Here is a 14,906-nt window from a genome sequence, read left to right as displayed (position 1 = left end):
GTAATTCTTTAATAGAATACGTTATAAACCACACTTTAGATTGGTTCAATAATTCAATTCTGTTTTGAATTATTTCGCTAGATTTTGAAATGTGTGTTTTTATTGAATTTTCCATTATTTCTTGGGCTTTTTTAAGTCCAACACCATTGTCTGAAATTTTTACAATAAAACCATTTAAAGCATCTTTCAAAAATTCAATTTTAATTAATCCTTTACCTTCATTATGAAACAAACCGTGGTTAACGGCATTTTCAACAATGGGTTGTAAAAGCATTGTGGGGATTTTTTGTTCGTTTAAATTTAGTGTTTTATCAATGTTAAATTCATAAATAAAATCATCTCCAAAACGCATTTTTTCAATTTCTAAATAGTTATTTAGCAAAGATATTTCTTGCTCTAAACTAATAAATTTATCTCTTGAAAAATCGAAAAATTTACGAATCAATCTAGAAAATCTCACTAAATATTTTTCAGACAATTCAATTTCATTTTTAGTGATGTAATATTGAATGGCATTTAGTGAATTAAATACAAAATGAGGGTTCATTTGCGACCGTAATGCATGTAATTCATATTCAGCTAATTGTTTTTGGGTGTTTAATTTTGCTGTTTTTTTAGCTAGTTCTCTATTTCTAATTTTGAATAATAAAAAACCTATAAATAGTAGTATTAATAGTGTTATTCCAATTTTTGAAATAGTGTATTGATACCACAAAGGTGTTATTTTAAATTTATAATTTTTAGTAATTCCTTGTGCTTCTAGTTCTAAATTATAGTTATTTGGGGGTAAATCTGTAAAGTTTATAGTTGTAGATGTGGTGCTAATCCATTTGTTTTGGACGGGTGATAATTTGTAGTTATAATTTAATTTAGAATTGTTTTCATCAAAATTTATACTTGAAACAGAAAATGTAATATTGTTATCATTTTTATAGTTGAAAGTTGAATTATCACTAATTATTTTTTGATTGTTGTAGTGGGCGTTTTCTAAATAAATGGTTAAAAATTTTGGTACATCTTCTTGATTTTCTGGAAGTATTACTATACCATTATTGGTACTTGCTATAATTTTATTTTTACGAATTAAAATATCATTAACTATATTTGAAGGAAGCCCGTTATTTAAATTTATTTTTTTTACGAATATATAAGAGCCATTAATTTTAGTGTATTTTAAAATTCCTTCATTGGTCGCCAACCAAATATTTTCATTTTCAATAAAAGCATTTTCAGCTGTTAAAAAATTAGAATTTGGTAATTGAGCGAGTGTATTAAAATTGGAAATATAACTCCCAAAACCGTCTGTATTTATTAGAAATTCTGAAGAAGAAATTTTATCTAAAGATAAAATAGGCTTCTCAAAATGTAGGTTGTTTAGTTTTACATCAATTATACGATTGTTTTTTAATTCTTTTAAACCGTTATTAGTAGCAATTAATAACTGGTTGTTAAACGAAAATAGAAAATTACAACCAGATTTTAAATATTCTTTTTCTATTGTAAAATTTTCACTATTAAGTTTGTTAATTCCAAATGGAAAAACACTGTATAAATTAGTATTGTGGTAAATTAGCTGAGTAGCAACACTATTTGAAAGTTCGCCTGATTTTCTATAATCAACAGTTGTTAATTTTTTGTTTTTTAAATAACGAAGTTTAAATCTTGAAGGGAAAAACACCGTGTTTACCTCTTTAATTTCTTTAACTCTAAAAGGGAATTCTTCTTCTTTTAAAAAAAGGAAAAATTGATTTGTTGCGGTATCTATTTTATAAAAACCCTTATTAAAAGCTGTTGTATAAATTCCATTATCTGTAACGCTTAATTTCCCTGTTTTAAAATTATTTAGTGAATAGCTAATAGTACGTTTAGCATAAGGAAGTTTGTATATTCCGTTTGAAAAAGTAGCTAACCAAATAGTATTATTTTTATCAATTAAAGCAAAGTGTGATTTTATTTCACTTGGAAAATAAAATGGATCTTTAATATGTAGGTTCTTATCTAAAAACCCTACAAATCCAGTTCCTGTTATTTGTAGTTTATTGTTTATTAGGTTTATACGTGCGTGTTTTACAGTTTCTAATCCAATTTCATCTTTGAATGAAAAACGCTTTAATTCTAACGTATTTAGGTTTAAAATTGAATACTCTTTTTCGGAAACCCAAGTAAATAAGCTATCGGTAATTTGACCTCTTACAGAAAGTTGTTTAAGAATGTTGTGTACAGAGATCTGTTTAATAACGTTATTTTTTTTATTGATGATATTTAAACTATTAGTATTAACATTAAGTTGCAATTGACTTATCTTTTTATGAAAAATTTTAACGTTATCGTTACTTGAATTATTTGAATAATTATTGAATATAACTTCCCATTTCTTATTTATTAGTTTGTACGTTTTTATTGGTCCAGTTGGATAAACGTTATTTTGAATTTGGCTAGAAAAAATAGGATTCATGATTTCTCCATCATCATTATTAGGAAAAGAATGTACACTGTCATTTTTTATATAGCCAAGCTCTGAAGCTTTTGATAAGTACCAAACTTTGCTGTCGGGTGTTGTAAAACCATCCCATGCATCATTATTAGGTAAGCCTTGTTTTGTAGTAAATACTTTAAAATTGTTACCATTAAACTTTGCCATTCCCTTATCCGTTAAAAACCAAATAAAACCATCGGAATCTTGTAAAATGGTGTAAATATGATTGCTAGGTAAACCGTTCTCTGTTGTGTAATTGGTGTATTTTTGAGCAAATGAAAAATTCCATATTAATAATGTGAGAATAATAGTAATATGGAATTTTATCTTTTTCAATTTTTAATTTAAAGTTACAATATAGTTACTTTTTATTAAGTTTTACTTTTAGCTAATTTTCCTCCAATCCACCCAATTACATAACCGATAGTCCTAAAAATGCCTGGTCTTTCTTTATCAAGTATAATTATATCACCAATATCTGCTCTTGAAATACCCATTTTTTTGGATTTTAAGGTAAGTGTTTTACTTGATTTTATCGTCGTTTTATTTTTTGGATTCACGACTTTGTTTTTTTACCTTACAATACCTTTAAGAATATTTCTAAATTCAGAATTTGGTAGCGGATCGTTACTTGGATTACAACCTATGCCGGTAATAAAAACAACACTAAAAAGAAGTGAAAATGGATAATTAAGGTTAGAAACATTTTTTTTATAGTTGATTAATGAAAAGCATCTATTACAACACAAAACTCAACTTCTAAACCACTTGCGGTTAAATCAAAACGCATTTCATCTCCTATTGCGCTCCCTGTTCTTTGGCAAATAACATTAACAGTATAAGTACTACCATTAAAATTTAAAACACCTGTTCCAGTACCGTTTAAGGTTACTACTGATGTGGTGAAATTAAAATTTCCAGGATCGTTAGTTTCGTAAATTTCAACTTCAGGACCATTACTTGATGTGTTAAAAAAATCTGTAAATAAATCGCTTTCTGGAATTAGTGTTTGCGTATTGTTATTGGTATCTAAAAAGGTAAAACCTTCATAATTACAAGCCGTTTCATTTGATGCATTGCCATTGTCATTATCACAATTATAAAGTGTGAATGTTACTGCAAATAATAAGAGTGTTTTTAGTGTTTTTTTCATTTTTAGTTAATTTTAAATTTTTGTTATGTTCTTTATGAATAAAAAACCGATTGAGTGTAATTTGTTTTTAACAATTACACCCAATGGGTTTATGTAGTATTTTAGATTTTATAGCCCTTCATCAATAGCGCCATCACAATCATCATCAATACCATTGTTCTTTTCTACAGCATACGGGTGAATTTCATCGTTTGTATCATCACAATCTAAACTGTTAAAAACACCATCAGCTGCCGATTGTTGCGTAGAACCATATCCATCGCCATCAGCATCAATATATCTAATATCATCTGTGTCAGTTTCACCATTACAATTGTCATCCATACCGTTGTTGAAAATTTCATCTGCTAGAGGATTCATTGCAGCATTATTATCATCGCAATCCGCATCGTTAGTTGAATAGTTATCTGGTGTATTTACTCCTAAATCTAAATCCAGAATAACAGGATTTCCAGCTCCAAAACCATCACCGTCTTTATCTGCGTAAAAAGTATATCCATATAAGCCATTACAATCTTCATCGATAGTATTATCAGGTGTTTCAGTTGCACTAGGATATATATCTGCATTGTTGTCATCACAGTCTGAATTGTCTCTTACGTGGTTCGCAGGAGCATTATTATTGGTTGCCATAATCGGATTTTCAAATGAATCTCCAAATCCATCTTGATCTGTATCAGGCCACCAATTATAGCTATAATCATCTGGATCACCAGAACAGGCTGGTCCAATTATAAATATTGCAATAATTAATAGTGTTAAGGGAATACCAATGTTTAAAATAATTTTTTTCATTTTTTTAGTTATTAAGAATTAATTTATTTTTTGTTTTTAATTTTTTGTAAAAGAATATTGAAGTAAGTAAGATTAGTATAGCTATAAATTGAGAGTGAGATAAATAGTTATCTATAACATAACCTCTGTTGTCGCCTCTAAAAAGTTCTAATATAGCTCTTGAAATTGCGTACATTCCAATATAAAGCAAGAATAATTGTCCTTTAAATTGTTGTCGTTTTTTTATATAAAGAAGAATAATTGCGAATAGAATTAAAGTGGTTGCTTCATATAATTGAGTTGGGTGTACTGCTAGGTTGTTTGAGTTTGGAAATGTATTTCCGAAGAAACTTGTTGTTTCTGAACCATAACAGCAGCCTGCATTAAAGCAGCCAATTCTACCTAAACTATGAGCTATAATTGTAGTAATAGCCAATATGTCTAGCATTGGTAATACTGGTATTTTTCGATTTTTTAAATACCAAATAACAATTGGAATAATGGTAACAAACGAACCGTAAAATACAAACCCGCCTGAAAAATTATCAAGCATTAATTTTGGATTATTCCAAAAATGTAAAGGCCTTTCTAAATAGAAAAATAATTTTCCACCAATAAAACCAGCTATAAAAATGATGTAAAAAAATGTGTTTGGCAGGTGAACTATGTTTAATTCTTTTTTAGCGCTCCATTTTGTATAAAGTGAAGCTAATAATGTTCCAATCACTATACAAAATGCATACGTGTAAATGGTTACATTATGAGTGTAAAAAGGAAGCTGAAAATTAAACAATTCTGGATGCATGTGGGTTTGCCTTTTTGTAAAAACAAACCTAAAGAGAATAGGAATCTAAAAAAATAGCGGTTAGATTAACTAACCCTTTGATTCGATAAAGTTGTAGTGTGTATTTCTTTTTCTCTTTTCAATAAAATAAAAAAACTCAAGAATTATAACTATAATTCTTGAGTTTTTAATGCAATGATATTCTTAAAAATAAATTTAATTCTTAACTAAGTGGTATTGTGGTTTTATTTTTAATTCACTTAATACATTTAACGCTTCTTCAACATACATATCTTTTTTTAAATTTTTATGCCAAGCTTCACGTTTTTCAGCCAAATCTTCATCTTTTTCTAATAAAGGTTGTTCATAAAGAGGTGAAGTATATGTTAAATTACTGGTATAATCTCTAAGAGATTTATACTTCAATGATTCATTTTCATGAACTTCCAAATCTTTTTTATAAGCTTCATAATTTAAATAAATAAGCGTGTCATCTTGAGAATTCTTAAGCCATTTTGCATTTTGGTCAATTAATTTGAAATAATTGTTAGTTGCAATTCTCTTTTTACTATTGTCAATTGCTTGGTTAAAATTTTCATAATTATCCCAAAGTTTGTATGTTGCTTTAGGAACTTTATCAAATTTTAATGGGTTTTCTAAATCACGTTCTCCAATATTCATATATGTATATCTGTCTGGTAACATAATATCTGAATGAACACCTTCTAATTGTGTTGAACCACCATTGATTCTATAAAATTTTTGAATCGTCATTTTTAAAGCGCCTATATCTTCTTTTAAATTGTGATATCTATTAAGGTCTAAAACACTTTGTACAGTTCCTTTACCATAAGTTTGTCTTCCACCAATAATAACAGCTCTACCATAATCTTGCATAGCAGCAGCAAAAATTTCAGAAGCTGAAGCAGATAATTCATTTACCAAAACAACAAGAGGTTTATCCCATTGAATTTTTGGGTCAGTATCTTTTTTTACATCTGGATTTTTATCTCTGTATTTTACTTGTACAATAGGACCTTTTTCTATAAATAGCCCAGAAATTTCAATAGCAGTTTTTAAAGATCCGCCACCGTTGTTTCTTAAATCTATCACTAAACCTTCAACATTTTCATTTTTAAGGCGTTCAATTTCTTGTGCCATATCAGTTGAAGAGCTTCTAAAGTTTTTCTCATCAAAATCAATATAGAATTTAGGAAGGTTTATAACTCCAAAAGTTCGGCCATCTTTTTTTACCACACTTGATTTTACGAACGTTTCTTCTAATTCAACAACATCTCTTATAATTGAAATTACTTTGGTAGTACCATCCATTTTTTTAAGAGTAAGTCGTACTTCAGTTCCTTTTTTACCTTTAATATACTCTATAGCATCATCTAAACGCATACCAACAATATCAATAGGTTCGCCATCACCTTGAGCCACTTTTGTGATATAATCACCAACTTCTAACTCACCTTGTTTCCATGCAGGTCCGCCAGAAATTAATTCACTTACTTTTGTGTAATCATTTTTCTTTTGAAGCCTTGCTCCAATTCCTTCTAATTTACCAGCCATTGATATGTCAAAACGCTTTTTCACAACTGGATCAAAATAGGTTGTATGAGGGTCAAATTCTTCAGAAATACTATTTATAAATATTGAAAACCAGTCTGAATAAGTAAGCTCTTCAATACGTTCAAAAGATTCATCCATATTAATAATGACAGCTTCGCGAGCCTCCTTTTCAAGTTCGTTGAATGATTTTGTTTGGTAAGTTTCATCTTCTTTTTTCTTATCTTCTTCGGCAATTATTTTGTCATTTAAACGAGATAAGGTCGTAAATTTTAGCTGTTTGTGCCAAATATTTGTAATTTCAGAAGTGTTTTTAGCGTAGCTTGATTTCTCATAATCAACATCAAAAATATCATCATTATTGAAATCAAATTGGTTTTCTAAAATTTGTTTGTAATAGGGTTTAGATTCTTCAATTCGTTGTGTGAGTCGTTCATATACTAAAAAGAAAAAAGATAAGTCTTCATTATTAATCTGATCATCAATTTGCATCTTATAGTTCGAAAATTCATCAATATCTGATTGTAAAAAATAACGTTTTGATGGATCTAATCTCTCTAAAAAGCTATTGTAAACATTTTCTGAAAAAGTATCATCAATTGTTTGTGGATGATAATGACCTTGCGTTAAAACATATTTTAAAATGGTTAATAAAACTTTGTCTTTAGGATTTGGATCTGTGTTTGCATTTGTTTGTGAGCTTATAAATAAACTTGCTACAAAAAACAAGGGTAATACTATTTTGAATTTTCTTAACATCATCATTCTTATCAATATTTATAATTATGTAATTTGTTGTGTACTAAAATAGTGCCATTATTTTAGTTTAATGTCTAATTTAACTTTTTTTTATAGATTCTTATAAAAATAATGAAAATTTCAAACTTTTATTAAATCTAATTATCATATTAATTAATACAATGATAGCGAAAATAATAGCTTCACATTCTTTACAAAATGTTAAAGTTTAATTTATAAAATCCAAATTAAATACTGTAGTTTTGTTGTTTAATTTTTAAATTATGAATAAAAAACCTTTGATTTTAGTTGTTAATGATGATGGAATCACAGCGCCTGGAATAAGAACTTTAATTTCTGTAATGAATGAAATTGGCGATGTAGTAGTAATAGCTCCAGACGGGCCACAAAGTGGAATGGGACATGCTGTAACTATTAATGAAACCTTGTATTGTGATGAAATAAGGATTGATAATGGGCCACAACGTGAATACCAATCGTCAGGTACACCAGCAGATTGTGTAAAATTGGCAGTAAGTGAAATTTTAGATAGAAAACCAGATTTATGTGTCTCAGGTATTAATCACGGTTCAAATTCATCTATAAATGTAATTTATTCTGGCACAATGAGTGCCGCTGTAGAAGCTGGTGTTGAAGGAATTCCTGCTATTGGTTTTTCATTGTTGGACTATTCATGGAATGCAGATTTTGAACCTTTGAAAGTTTATATTAAAAAAATTGCATTAAGCGTGTTAGAAAACGGATTGCCTGATGGAGTTGTATTAAATGTGAACTTTCCTAAAAGTCCAACGTTTAAGGGAATTAAAATTTGCCGTCAAGCACGTGCAAATTGGGTTGAGGAATTTGATAAACGAACCAATCCTCAGGGAAAAGTTTATTATTGGTTAACAGGGAAATTTGTGAATATGGATAAAGGAGAAGATACTGATGAATGGGCATTAGCTAATAATTATGTTTCAATGGTGCCTGTACAGTTCGATTTAACAGCGCATCATTTTATTCAAAAATTAAATAATTGGAACTTATAAATTTCTTTTTATGAAAAAGGAACTCTTAATTGGTTTTGTAGTGGCTTTAGTAGCGACTTCTTTTGGATGCTTTGTTTTTATTGAATTCTTTTCGAATTTTGATTTTAATAAAAGCTTAGATTTAATAATAGAAGGAAATCTCGAAGGTAGAGTATTGGTTTTAGGTGCGATAGCTAATTTTTTTGTATTTTTTGTATTTCTTAAAAAGAAACAGATTTATAGAGCAAGAGGTGTATTAATGGAAACTTTTTTAATTGCATTAGTAGTGTTATTTTTAACGTTATTTTCTAAATAAATGAAGTACTATATTATTTCTGGTGAAGCTTCAGGTGATTTGCATGGTTCTAACCTAATGAAAGCATTAATTGAAAAAGACACCAATGCTAATATTAGATTTTGGGGTGGCGATTTAATGCAAAATGTTGGCGGTACTTTGGTAAAACATTATCGTGAGTTAGCATTTATGGGGTTTGCTGAAGTTTTAATGAATATTAATACCATTTTTAAAAATATAAAATTTTGTAAACAAGACATTCTGAATTTTAAACCAGACATTTTAATTTTGATAGATTATCCTGGTTTTAATATGAGAATTGCTGAATTTGCTAAAAAAGAAGGTATAAAAGTTCATTATTATATTTCACCACAAATTTGGGCTTGGAAAGAAAACAGAATCAAAAAAATTAAACGTGACATTGATGAGATGTCTGTTATTTTACCTTTCGAAAAAGATTTTTATGAAAATAAACATCATTTTCCAGTTCATTTTGTTGGACATCCATTAATTGATGCAATTTTAAATAGAACACAAGTTGATGAAGCTGCTTTTAAAGCAGCACATAAATTATCTAATAAACCTATTATTGCATTATTACCAGGAAGTAGAAAGCAGGAAATAAAAAAAATGCTTTCAATAATGTTAAAAATGGCTGATAAGTTTCAGGCATATCAATTTGTAATAGCTGGAGCTCCAAGTCAAGAATTTTCTTTTTATAAGCAATTTATGAATCAAGAAAATGTAAATTTTATCAGCAACAAAACATATGATTTATTGTCAATTTCTTATGCTGCTATTGTAACTTCTGGGACAGCAACTTTAGAAACAGCTTTGTTTAAAGTTCCTGAAATTGTTTGTTATAAAACAAGCTGGGTTTCTTATCAAATAGGAAAACGATTGGTTGATTTAAAATATATTTCTTTGGTAAATTTAATTATGGATAAAGAAGTAGTTAAAGAATTGATTCAAAGTGAATTTAACGAGAAAAACCTTGAGAATGAACTTCATAAAATATTAGAAGGTAATAAGAGAGAAGAATTATTCTTAAGTTATTTTGAGTTAGAAAAAAAACTAGGCGGAAAAGGAGCTTCCAAAAAAGTGGCTGAGCTAATTGTTAACTCATTAAACTTTTAATAAATAAATAACTTTACTGTCGTTTTCTCCATAAAATTCTGGTAATTCAGCAACTAAATCGCAGCCATATTTTTCGTAAAATTTTCGAGTTGGGCTATATAAAGGTCTTCCAGCCGTCTCAATCCAAATATTTTTACCATTAAGTTTTGCAACGTGTATTTCTAACATTTTTAGTAGTTTTTTACCTATTCCTTTTCCTTTATGATTTTGGTGTACAGCAATCCAATACAAATCAAAACTTGCAGCTGTACATGGTGTTTTTCCATAGCAAGAAAAAGCTATTGCTTTTCCTTCAACTTCAGCAATAGTAAAAAAGTAACCACTTTTTTCTTCGCCTTTTTCTAAATTTTCTTCAGCTAGCTCAACAGCTACATCAACTTCAAAATCGTAAAAAAATCCTGTTGAATTTAAAATTTCTTTAACTGCTTTAATATCACTTTCTATTAATTGATTTCTAAAATTCATGTTTATTAATTTATATCTTCAATAATTCGTTTAACCATTGTTTCTTTAGTGTAACCTGCAATATTTAGCGCAGCAATAAAACCACTATCAGGTGAAATACAAGGATTTCCGTTAATTTCTAAAATAAATATATTGTTGGTTGCGTCAACTCTAAAATCTACTCTGGCATACCCTTTTAAGTTAAAAACTGTCCACGTTTGTTTGCAAATAGTTATTAGTTTTTCTTTTAAATTAGGAGTGTTTTCTAAAGTTTCAAAAAACCGATTTGTTTGTTTATATTCTTCACTATTCTCATCCCATTTTGCAGCATAACCTACAATTTTAGGTTTATCATTAAAAAATTCTGAGAAAATAATTTCAGCGGGTGGTAAAACTTCAACTTCATTATTAGCAGCTAACATACTAATATTAATTTCTCGTCCATCAATAAATTCCTCAATAAAATAATGAGTATTTGAAAGTAGTTTAATTTTTCTATTTTTCTCTATTTCTGAAGTATTAAAAATATAATCTTCAGTAATTCCTACAGAAGCTTCTTCCCAAATAGGTTTGGCAATGTATGTTTTTGTTGGATTTAATTTTTCAAATTCATTAATAGCATAAAAATCGGCTGTTGGTAAATTGTTAAATTGCATTATTTTTTTAGCTAACACTTTATTTGTCGTTAAAAATAGCGCATCTAAAGGAACGCCTGTATATGGTATTTTTAAAGCATTTAAAATTGCAGGGGCAAAATAAATAAGTTCACCTTTTCCAAAAGTTTCTTCAACCAAATTAAAAACTACATCTGGATTTTCCTTTTTAACAGCTTCAATATCTGCCATTAAATCATTTCCAACTGTTAAACATTTAACTTCATACTTTAAATTTTCACAGGCTTTTACAACCAAATTCTTTTGATCTATTACATCTAATTCATCTGGATTATTACTAAGCGCCTGATTGTAAAGTATTATAATTTTCATTATTTTTTTGAATAAAATTTCTATTTATTGCTGATTTTAATATCTCACCTATTATTTGTTTATATGAAAAATTATTTAATCCACATAAAATAGGCAAATCTGACGTTACTGGGTTTAAGCCTGCTAATGGATTCACTTCTATAAAACTAATTTTTCCGAAGCGATCAATTTTAAGATCTACTCTCCCTCCATCTAAACAGTTTAATGCTTTCCAAACACTTAAAGCCATTTCTTCACATTTGTTAAGCATATCACCAGTTACATTTGAATATGTTATATGGGCTTCATAATTTTCTTTGTTATCATATGAATAAAAATTATGTGTGTTTTTATTGTATTTTATTTCCATAGCACCTGGCACAAAAGCATTCTCACCGGTACCTAAAACACCCACAGTAAACTCTCTTCCCGGAAGATATTCTTCAACTAAAACTGGTTGATTAAATTTAGTAAGTAAGTTTGTACAAACTTTGTATAATTCTTCCTTAGATATTATGAAAGATTTTGAGTCTATTCCTTTTCCTGTACCTTCTGATATTGGTTTTGCAAAAAGCGGGTATTGCAAATCAACTTTTTGAATATCAGATAATTGATATACAACATGAAACTCAGGAGTATTTATCCCATTATCTCTTATAATTTGTTTTGCAAATGCCTTATTTAACGAAATTCCTAAAGTTACAGGGCCAGAAAAAACATAAGGAATTTTATAAGCATCCAACAATGCTGGGACTAATGATTCTCTACCTTCTCCATAAAGACCTTCTGATATATTAAATACCATATCCCATGTTTTTCCACTTAATAATTCTTTCATTAAACTATTTGCGTTTCCTATGCGCACCGTCTTATGTCCAAATTTTTGTATAGTTTGTTCAATACCTTTAATGGTACTTTCTTTGTCAAATTCAGCAGTTTCTTCTAGTGTATAACCTAGCTTTAAATAATCAGCTCTAAGGTCATACGTCAATCCAATTTTCATAATATTTTAATTTTTTTTAGTTAATCTTGAAGCCAAATACCCATCAAAAAAGTTTCGAGCATTTACACCTAATGTTCTATTTTTATAACCTCCTTCTTGCACAAATAATATTGGGAATGGTAACTTACCAAGTTCGTATCCATTATTCTTAAAATCGTTTGCTGTAAGCGACCAAGTTCCTGTTGGGTCCCCTTTTGCAGGGTCAAATCCTAAACTCACTATTAGGTATGCAGGATTAAAATCTTTAATCACTTTGATTGCTTTTTTAAGGTATGAGAGATATTCTTTACCAGTTAAAGCTTCTTTTAATGGATAATTTAAATTGAAACCTTCACCTTCACCTTCACCTTTTTCATCTGCAAAACCTGAAAAATATGGATATGCAAAAGATGGGTTGCCATGAATTGAAACTGTATAAACATCTTTTCTATCATAAAAAATTTGCTGTTGTCCGTTTCCATGGTGATAATCAATATCTAAAATAGCCACCTTCCCATATTTTGTGAGAAAATTTGCAGCAATTGCACCATTGTTGAAATAGCAAAATCCACCAAAAACATCTCTTTCGGCATGATGTCCAGGAGGTCTAATCAACGCATAAGCGCTATGATATCCCTCTAACAATAATTCAGCACCAGTTAAAGCACAATTAACTCCTGAACGAGCTGCTAAATAGGCATTTTTATTAATTGGAGTAAATGTATCGATGCAATAATAACCTGCTAAAACCGTGTAATCTTTTGGTGGGCGAGTAGCATTTCTTACTGGGAAAACATAGGGGTAAATAGATTTTCCTGGCGCTAATTTATCGCAAACAGTTTTAAAATAATTCACATATTTTGGATTATGAACCTGTGTAATATATTTATCTGGATAACCTCTAGAAGGCCTTGTTTTAAATGCATTTAACTTTGTAATTTCTTTGTAAATACTTCCAATGCGAACTGGTGATTCTATATATCCAACCTCTTTCACATGATGAATATCGTGCTTGTCATTAATAATTAATGCAATTTCATCTTTAACAGCTTCTCTAATTTCAACTGGTCGTTCCTTTACAATATATTTAAATTCTCGTAATTTAATTGGATCGTCATGAATGGAATCAAGGATCATTTTTATATATTTTTCCGGACAATATGTTGGGTATTTTCGTTCTAAAATAGCACGAACAATTTTTTTAGCATCGACTGAAGAAAGGCGAATATCATTTCCTAGATCATCAAAAACTAAATAAGGCGGACTGTCATCATCAGGATTTACATTGGTTTCATATTTGGTTCCGATAATAGGTCTTGCACCATAGCGTTCATAAAAAGCAAGTCTAGCTTTATTTTGTTTAATTTCACTTTTATCATTGCATAATTTTTCGTCGTCAGGAAGGCATTCCATGAAAATACCAATTGATTTATGCATTTGAGCTTCTTCTCTTAAGCGTTCATATATTGCTCCGCCAACACCTGAAGAAATTTTACCTGGTTTTACGGCGATATAATCCAAATAAAAGAAATTTTTATCAGGCATATAAAACAAAATTGCAAATCCCTTTACATTAGATTTTCCATCTTCGGCAACAAATAAGTTTGAAGAAAATTTATACTTTAAAGGATCTTTCATTTGCTCTAAAATCTCATTTATTTTTTCTTCTTTAACAGAAGGAAAATGAGTTCTAAGAATGCTAAACACTTGGTTTATAGCTATTGAATTGGAAGGTAGATAAGGATCTGTTATCTTCCTAATTTTAAAAATGGCCATTTATATGGAACCGAAAAAATTGTATGTTAATTCTTTAAATTCTTCTGCACCGCATGAAATTACAATGTCTCTAGGAGGTTGTATATTCTTAAGTGGGAAATTTATTGATTTTGCCCTGAATGCTGTAGAAGATGAATTTATAATATTAAAGTCTGAATGGATAATTTCAGAACCTTTAAATAGCTGGGCGCTAGTAGTTGTGGTTTCTATAACCAATTCTGTAGGAGTTAAATCCTTTTCAAGAGGAGGTTCTATCTCGTCTTTTAAAAGTTTATTCATTGTTCGTGTTTTTTTTAAAATTAATATACAAAGTTACATCATTTTTAAATCCGTTTTACAAAAATATTTTGTAAAAAATAAAATATTTTCAAGTGCCTTTTGTAAAATACGAGTTTTAAATAAATAGTTGATATTCGTTCAATTTTAATACATTTACACCCTCGAAAAACATTATTTCGATAAATATTATATGAAAGATATAGAAAATATAGAATTAGCCTTTTTAAAAATAGAAGACTATCAAGAGTTAAAATCAGCGATGATAGATGCTTATACAACCATGCCAAATTCGTTTTGGAAAGAACATCAAATCGCAACTTTAATTGAAAGGTTTCCTGAAGGGCAGGTTGTAATTAAAATAAATGATCAAATTGCAGGTTGTGCACTATCTATTATTTTAGATTATAATAGTTTTGATGACCATCATACTTACAAAGAAATAACAGGGAATTATAAGTTTACAACGCATACAAATGATGGCGATGTGCTTTATGGAATAGATG

General features: G+C 28.9%; 14 protein-coding genes and 1 pseudogene. 5 read left to right on the top strand and 10 right to left on the bottom strand.

Annotation, left to right across the window (positions count from 1 at the left end; translation table 11 throughout):
- The 6 genes from Q0352_RS05075 to Q0352_RS05050 form a co-directional block, all read right to left on the bottom strand.
- Positions 1 to 2,812 (bottom strand): histidine kinase (locus Q0352_RS05075; RefSeq protein ID WP_299524588.1); only part of this gene is annotated, 2,812 nt, incomplete at its 3' end.
- A gap of 35 nt (positions 2,813 to 2,847) precedes the next feature.
- Positions 2,848 to 2,973 carry a hypothetical protein gene (locus tag Q0352_RS05070; RefSeq protein WP_299524586.1) on the bottom strand — a complete coding sequence of 42 codons (126 nt, stop codon included), beginning with the start codon at positions 2,971 to 2,973 and terminating at the stop codon, positions 2,848 to 2,850.
- A gap of 224 nt (positions 2,974 to 3,197) precedes the next feature.
- Complete coding sequence (locus Q0352_RS05065; RefSeq protein ID WP_299524584.1) at positions 3,198 to 3,629, bottom strand: hypothetical protein; 432 nt, start codon at positions 3,627 to 3,629, stop codon at positions 3,198 to 3,200.
- Positions 3,630 to 3,737: 108 nt separating this feature from the next.
- Positions 3,738 to 4,424, bottom strand: a complete 687-nt coding sequence (locus Q0352_RS05060; protein WP_299524582.1) for a putative metal-binding motif-containing protein — start codon at positions 4,422 to 4,424, stop codon at positions 3,738 to 3,740.
- Positions 4,425 to 4,428: 4 nt separating this feature from the next.
- Positions 4,429 to 5,208: a prolipoprotein diacylglyceryl transferase gene (locus tag Q0352_RS05055; RefSeq protein ID WP_299524579.1), complete on the bottom strand. Its 780-nt coding sequence runs from the start codon at positions 5,206 to 5,208 to the stop codon at positions 4,429 to 4,431.
- A gap of 195 nt (positions 5,209 to 5,403) precedes the next feature.
- Complete coding sequence (locus Q0352_RS05050) at positions 5,404 to 7,524, bottom strand: carboxy terminal-processing peptidase (protein ID WP_299524576.1); 2,121 nt, start codon at positions 7,522 to 7,524, stop codon at positions 5,404 to 5,406.
- Between the two features lie 257 nt (positions 7,525 to 7,781).
- Between Q0352_RS05050 and surE the strand changes: the two genes are divergently transcribed.
- Genes surE through lpxB form a run of 3 tightly spaced genes read left to right on the top strand, consistent with a single transcriptional unit; the run spans position 7,782 to position 9,957 of the window.
- Positions 7,782 to 8,546, top strand: coding sequence for a 5'/3'-nucleotidase SurE (surE, locus tag Q0352_RS05045; protein WP_299524573.1), 765 nt, complete (start codon positions 7,782 to 7,784; stop codon positions 8,544 to 8,546).
- Positions 8,547 to 8,556: 10 nt separating this feature from the next.
- A complete protein-coding gene (locus Q0352_RS05040) occupies positions 8,557 to 8,841 on the top strand; it encodes a hypothetical protein (protein WP_299524570.1) in 285 nt (94 codons plus the stop codon).
- Positions 8,842 to 9,957, top strand: a complete 1,116-nt coding sequence (gene lpxB, locus Q0352_RS05035; RefSeq protein WP_299524567.1) for a lipid-A-disaccharide synthase — start codon at positions 8,842 to 8,844, stop codon at positions 9,955 to 9,957. It abuts the gene before it with no gap.
- Here lpxB and Q0352_RS05030 read toward each other — a convergent pair.
- The 4 genes from Q0352_RS05030 to Q0352_RS05015 are packed head-to-tail and all read right to left on the bottom strand — an operon-like array spanning position 9,946 to position 14,124.
- A complete protein-coding gene (locus tag Q0352_RS05030; protein WP_299524564.1) occupies positions 9,946 to 10,422 on the bottom strand; it encodes a GNAT family N-acetyltransferase in 477 nt (158 codons plus the stop codon). The two genes, lpxB and Q0352_RS05030, sit on opposite strands and share 12 nt — an antisense overlap.
- 5 nt (positions 10,423 to 10,427) lie before the next feature.
- The gene (locus Q0352_RS05025; protein WP_299524561.1) at positions 10,428 to 11,387 is read right to left on the bottom strand and encodes an ATP-grasp domain-containing protein; all 960 of its coding nucleotides are present in this window, start codon (positions 11,385 to 11,387) and stop codon (positions 10,428 to 10,430) included.
- Positions 11,353 to 12,369, bottom strand: coding sequence for an ATP-grasp domain-containing protein (locus Q0352_RS05020; protein ID WP_299524558.1), 1,017 nt, complete (start codon positions 12,367 to 12,369; stop codon positions 11,353 to 11,355). The genes Q0352_RS05025 and Q0352_RS05020 overlap by 35 nt, the downstream gene beginning before the upstream one ends.
- 6 nt (positions 12,370 to 12,375) lie before the next feature.
- Positions 12,376 to 14,124 carry a hypothetical protein gene (locus Q0352_RS05015; protein WP_299524555.1) on the bottom strand — a complete coding sequence of 583 codons (1,749 nt, stop codon included), beginning with the start codon at positions 14,122 to 14,124 and terminating at the stop codon, positions 12,376 to 12,378.
- Between the two features lie 4 nt (positions 14,125 to 14,128).
- Between Q0352_RS05015 and Q0352_RS05010 the strand changes: the two genes are divergently transcribed.
- A complete protein-coding gene (locus Q0352_RS05010; protein WP_299524552.1) occupies positions 14,129 to 14,530 on the top strand; it encodes a hypothetical protein in 402 nt (133 codons plus the stop codon).
- Positions 14,531 to 14,593: 63 nt separating this feature from the next.
- Positions 14,594 to 14,906, top strand: a pseudogene (locus Q0352_RS05005) (carbon-nitrogen hydrolase); the annotation flags it as partial.

This window comes from uncultured Lutibacter sp., assembly GCF_937891065.1.
Lineage (GTDB): Bacteria > Bacteroidota > Bacteroidia > Flavobacteriales > Flavobacteriaceae > Lutibacter.
The sequence above is the reverse complement of the archived record's forward strand: the minus strand, read 5'-3'. Positions and strand labels throughout refer to the sequence as shown.

Excerpts from the sequence above, each read along its gene's own strand:
- Q0352_RS05070 (WP_299524586.1), bottom strand. The coding sequence starts at position 2,973 with ATGGGTATTTCAAGAGCAGATATTGGTGATATAATTATACTTGATAAA.
- Q0352_RS05065 (WP_299524584.1), bottom strand. The coding sequence starts at position 3,629 with ATGAAAAAAACACTAAAAACACTCTTATTATTTGCAGTAACATTCACA.
- Q0352_RS05060 (WP_299524582.1), bottom strand. The coding sequence starts at position 4,424 with ATGAAAAAAATTATTTTAAACATTGGTATTCCCTTAACACTATTAATT.
- Q0352_RS05055 (WP_299524579.1), bottom strand. The coding sequence starts at position 5,208 with ATGCATCCAGAATTGTTTAATTTTCAGCTTCCTTTTTACACTCATAAT.
- Q0352_RS05050 (WP_299524576.1), bottom strand. The coding sequence starts at position 7,524 with ATGATGATGTTAAGAAAATTCAAAATAGTATTACCCTTGTTTTTTGTA.
- surE (WP_299524573.1), top strand. The coding sequence starts at position 7,782 with ATGAATAAAAAACCTTTGATTTTAGTTGTTAATGATGATGGAATCACA.
- Q0352_RS05040 (WP_299524570.1), top strand. The coding sequence starts at position 8,557 with ATGAAAAAGGAACTCTTAATTGGTTTTGTAGTGGCTTTAGTAGCGACT.
- lpxB (WP_299524567.1), top strand. The coding sequence starts at position 8,842 with ATGAAGTACTATATTATTTCTGGTGAAGCTTCAGGTGATTTGCATGGT.
- Q0352_RS05030 (WP_299524564.1), bottom strand. The coding sequence starts at position 10,422 with ATGAATTTTAGAAATCAATTAATAGAAAGTGATATTAAAGCAGTTAAA.
- Q0352_RS05025 (WP_299524561.1), bottom strand. The coding sequence starts at position 11,387 with ATGAAAATTATAATACTTTACAATCAGGCGCTTAGTAATAATCCAGAT.
- Q0352_RS05020 (WP_299524558.1), bottom strand. The coding sequence starts at position 12,369 with ATGAAAATTGGATTGACGTATGACCTTAGAGCTGATTATTTAAAGCTA.
- Q0352_RS05015 (WP_299524555.1), bottom strand. The coding sequence starts at position 14,124 with ATGGCCATTTTTAAAATTAGGAAGATAACAGATCCTTATCTACCTTCC.
- Q0352_RS05010 (WP_299524552.1), top strand. The coding sequence starts at position 14,129 with ATGGAACCGAAAAAATTGTATGTTAATTCTTTAAATTCTTCTGCACCG.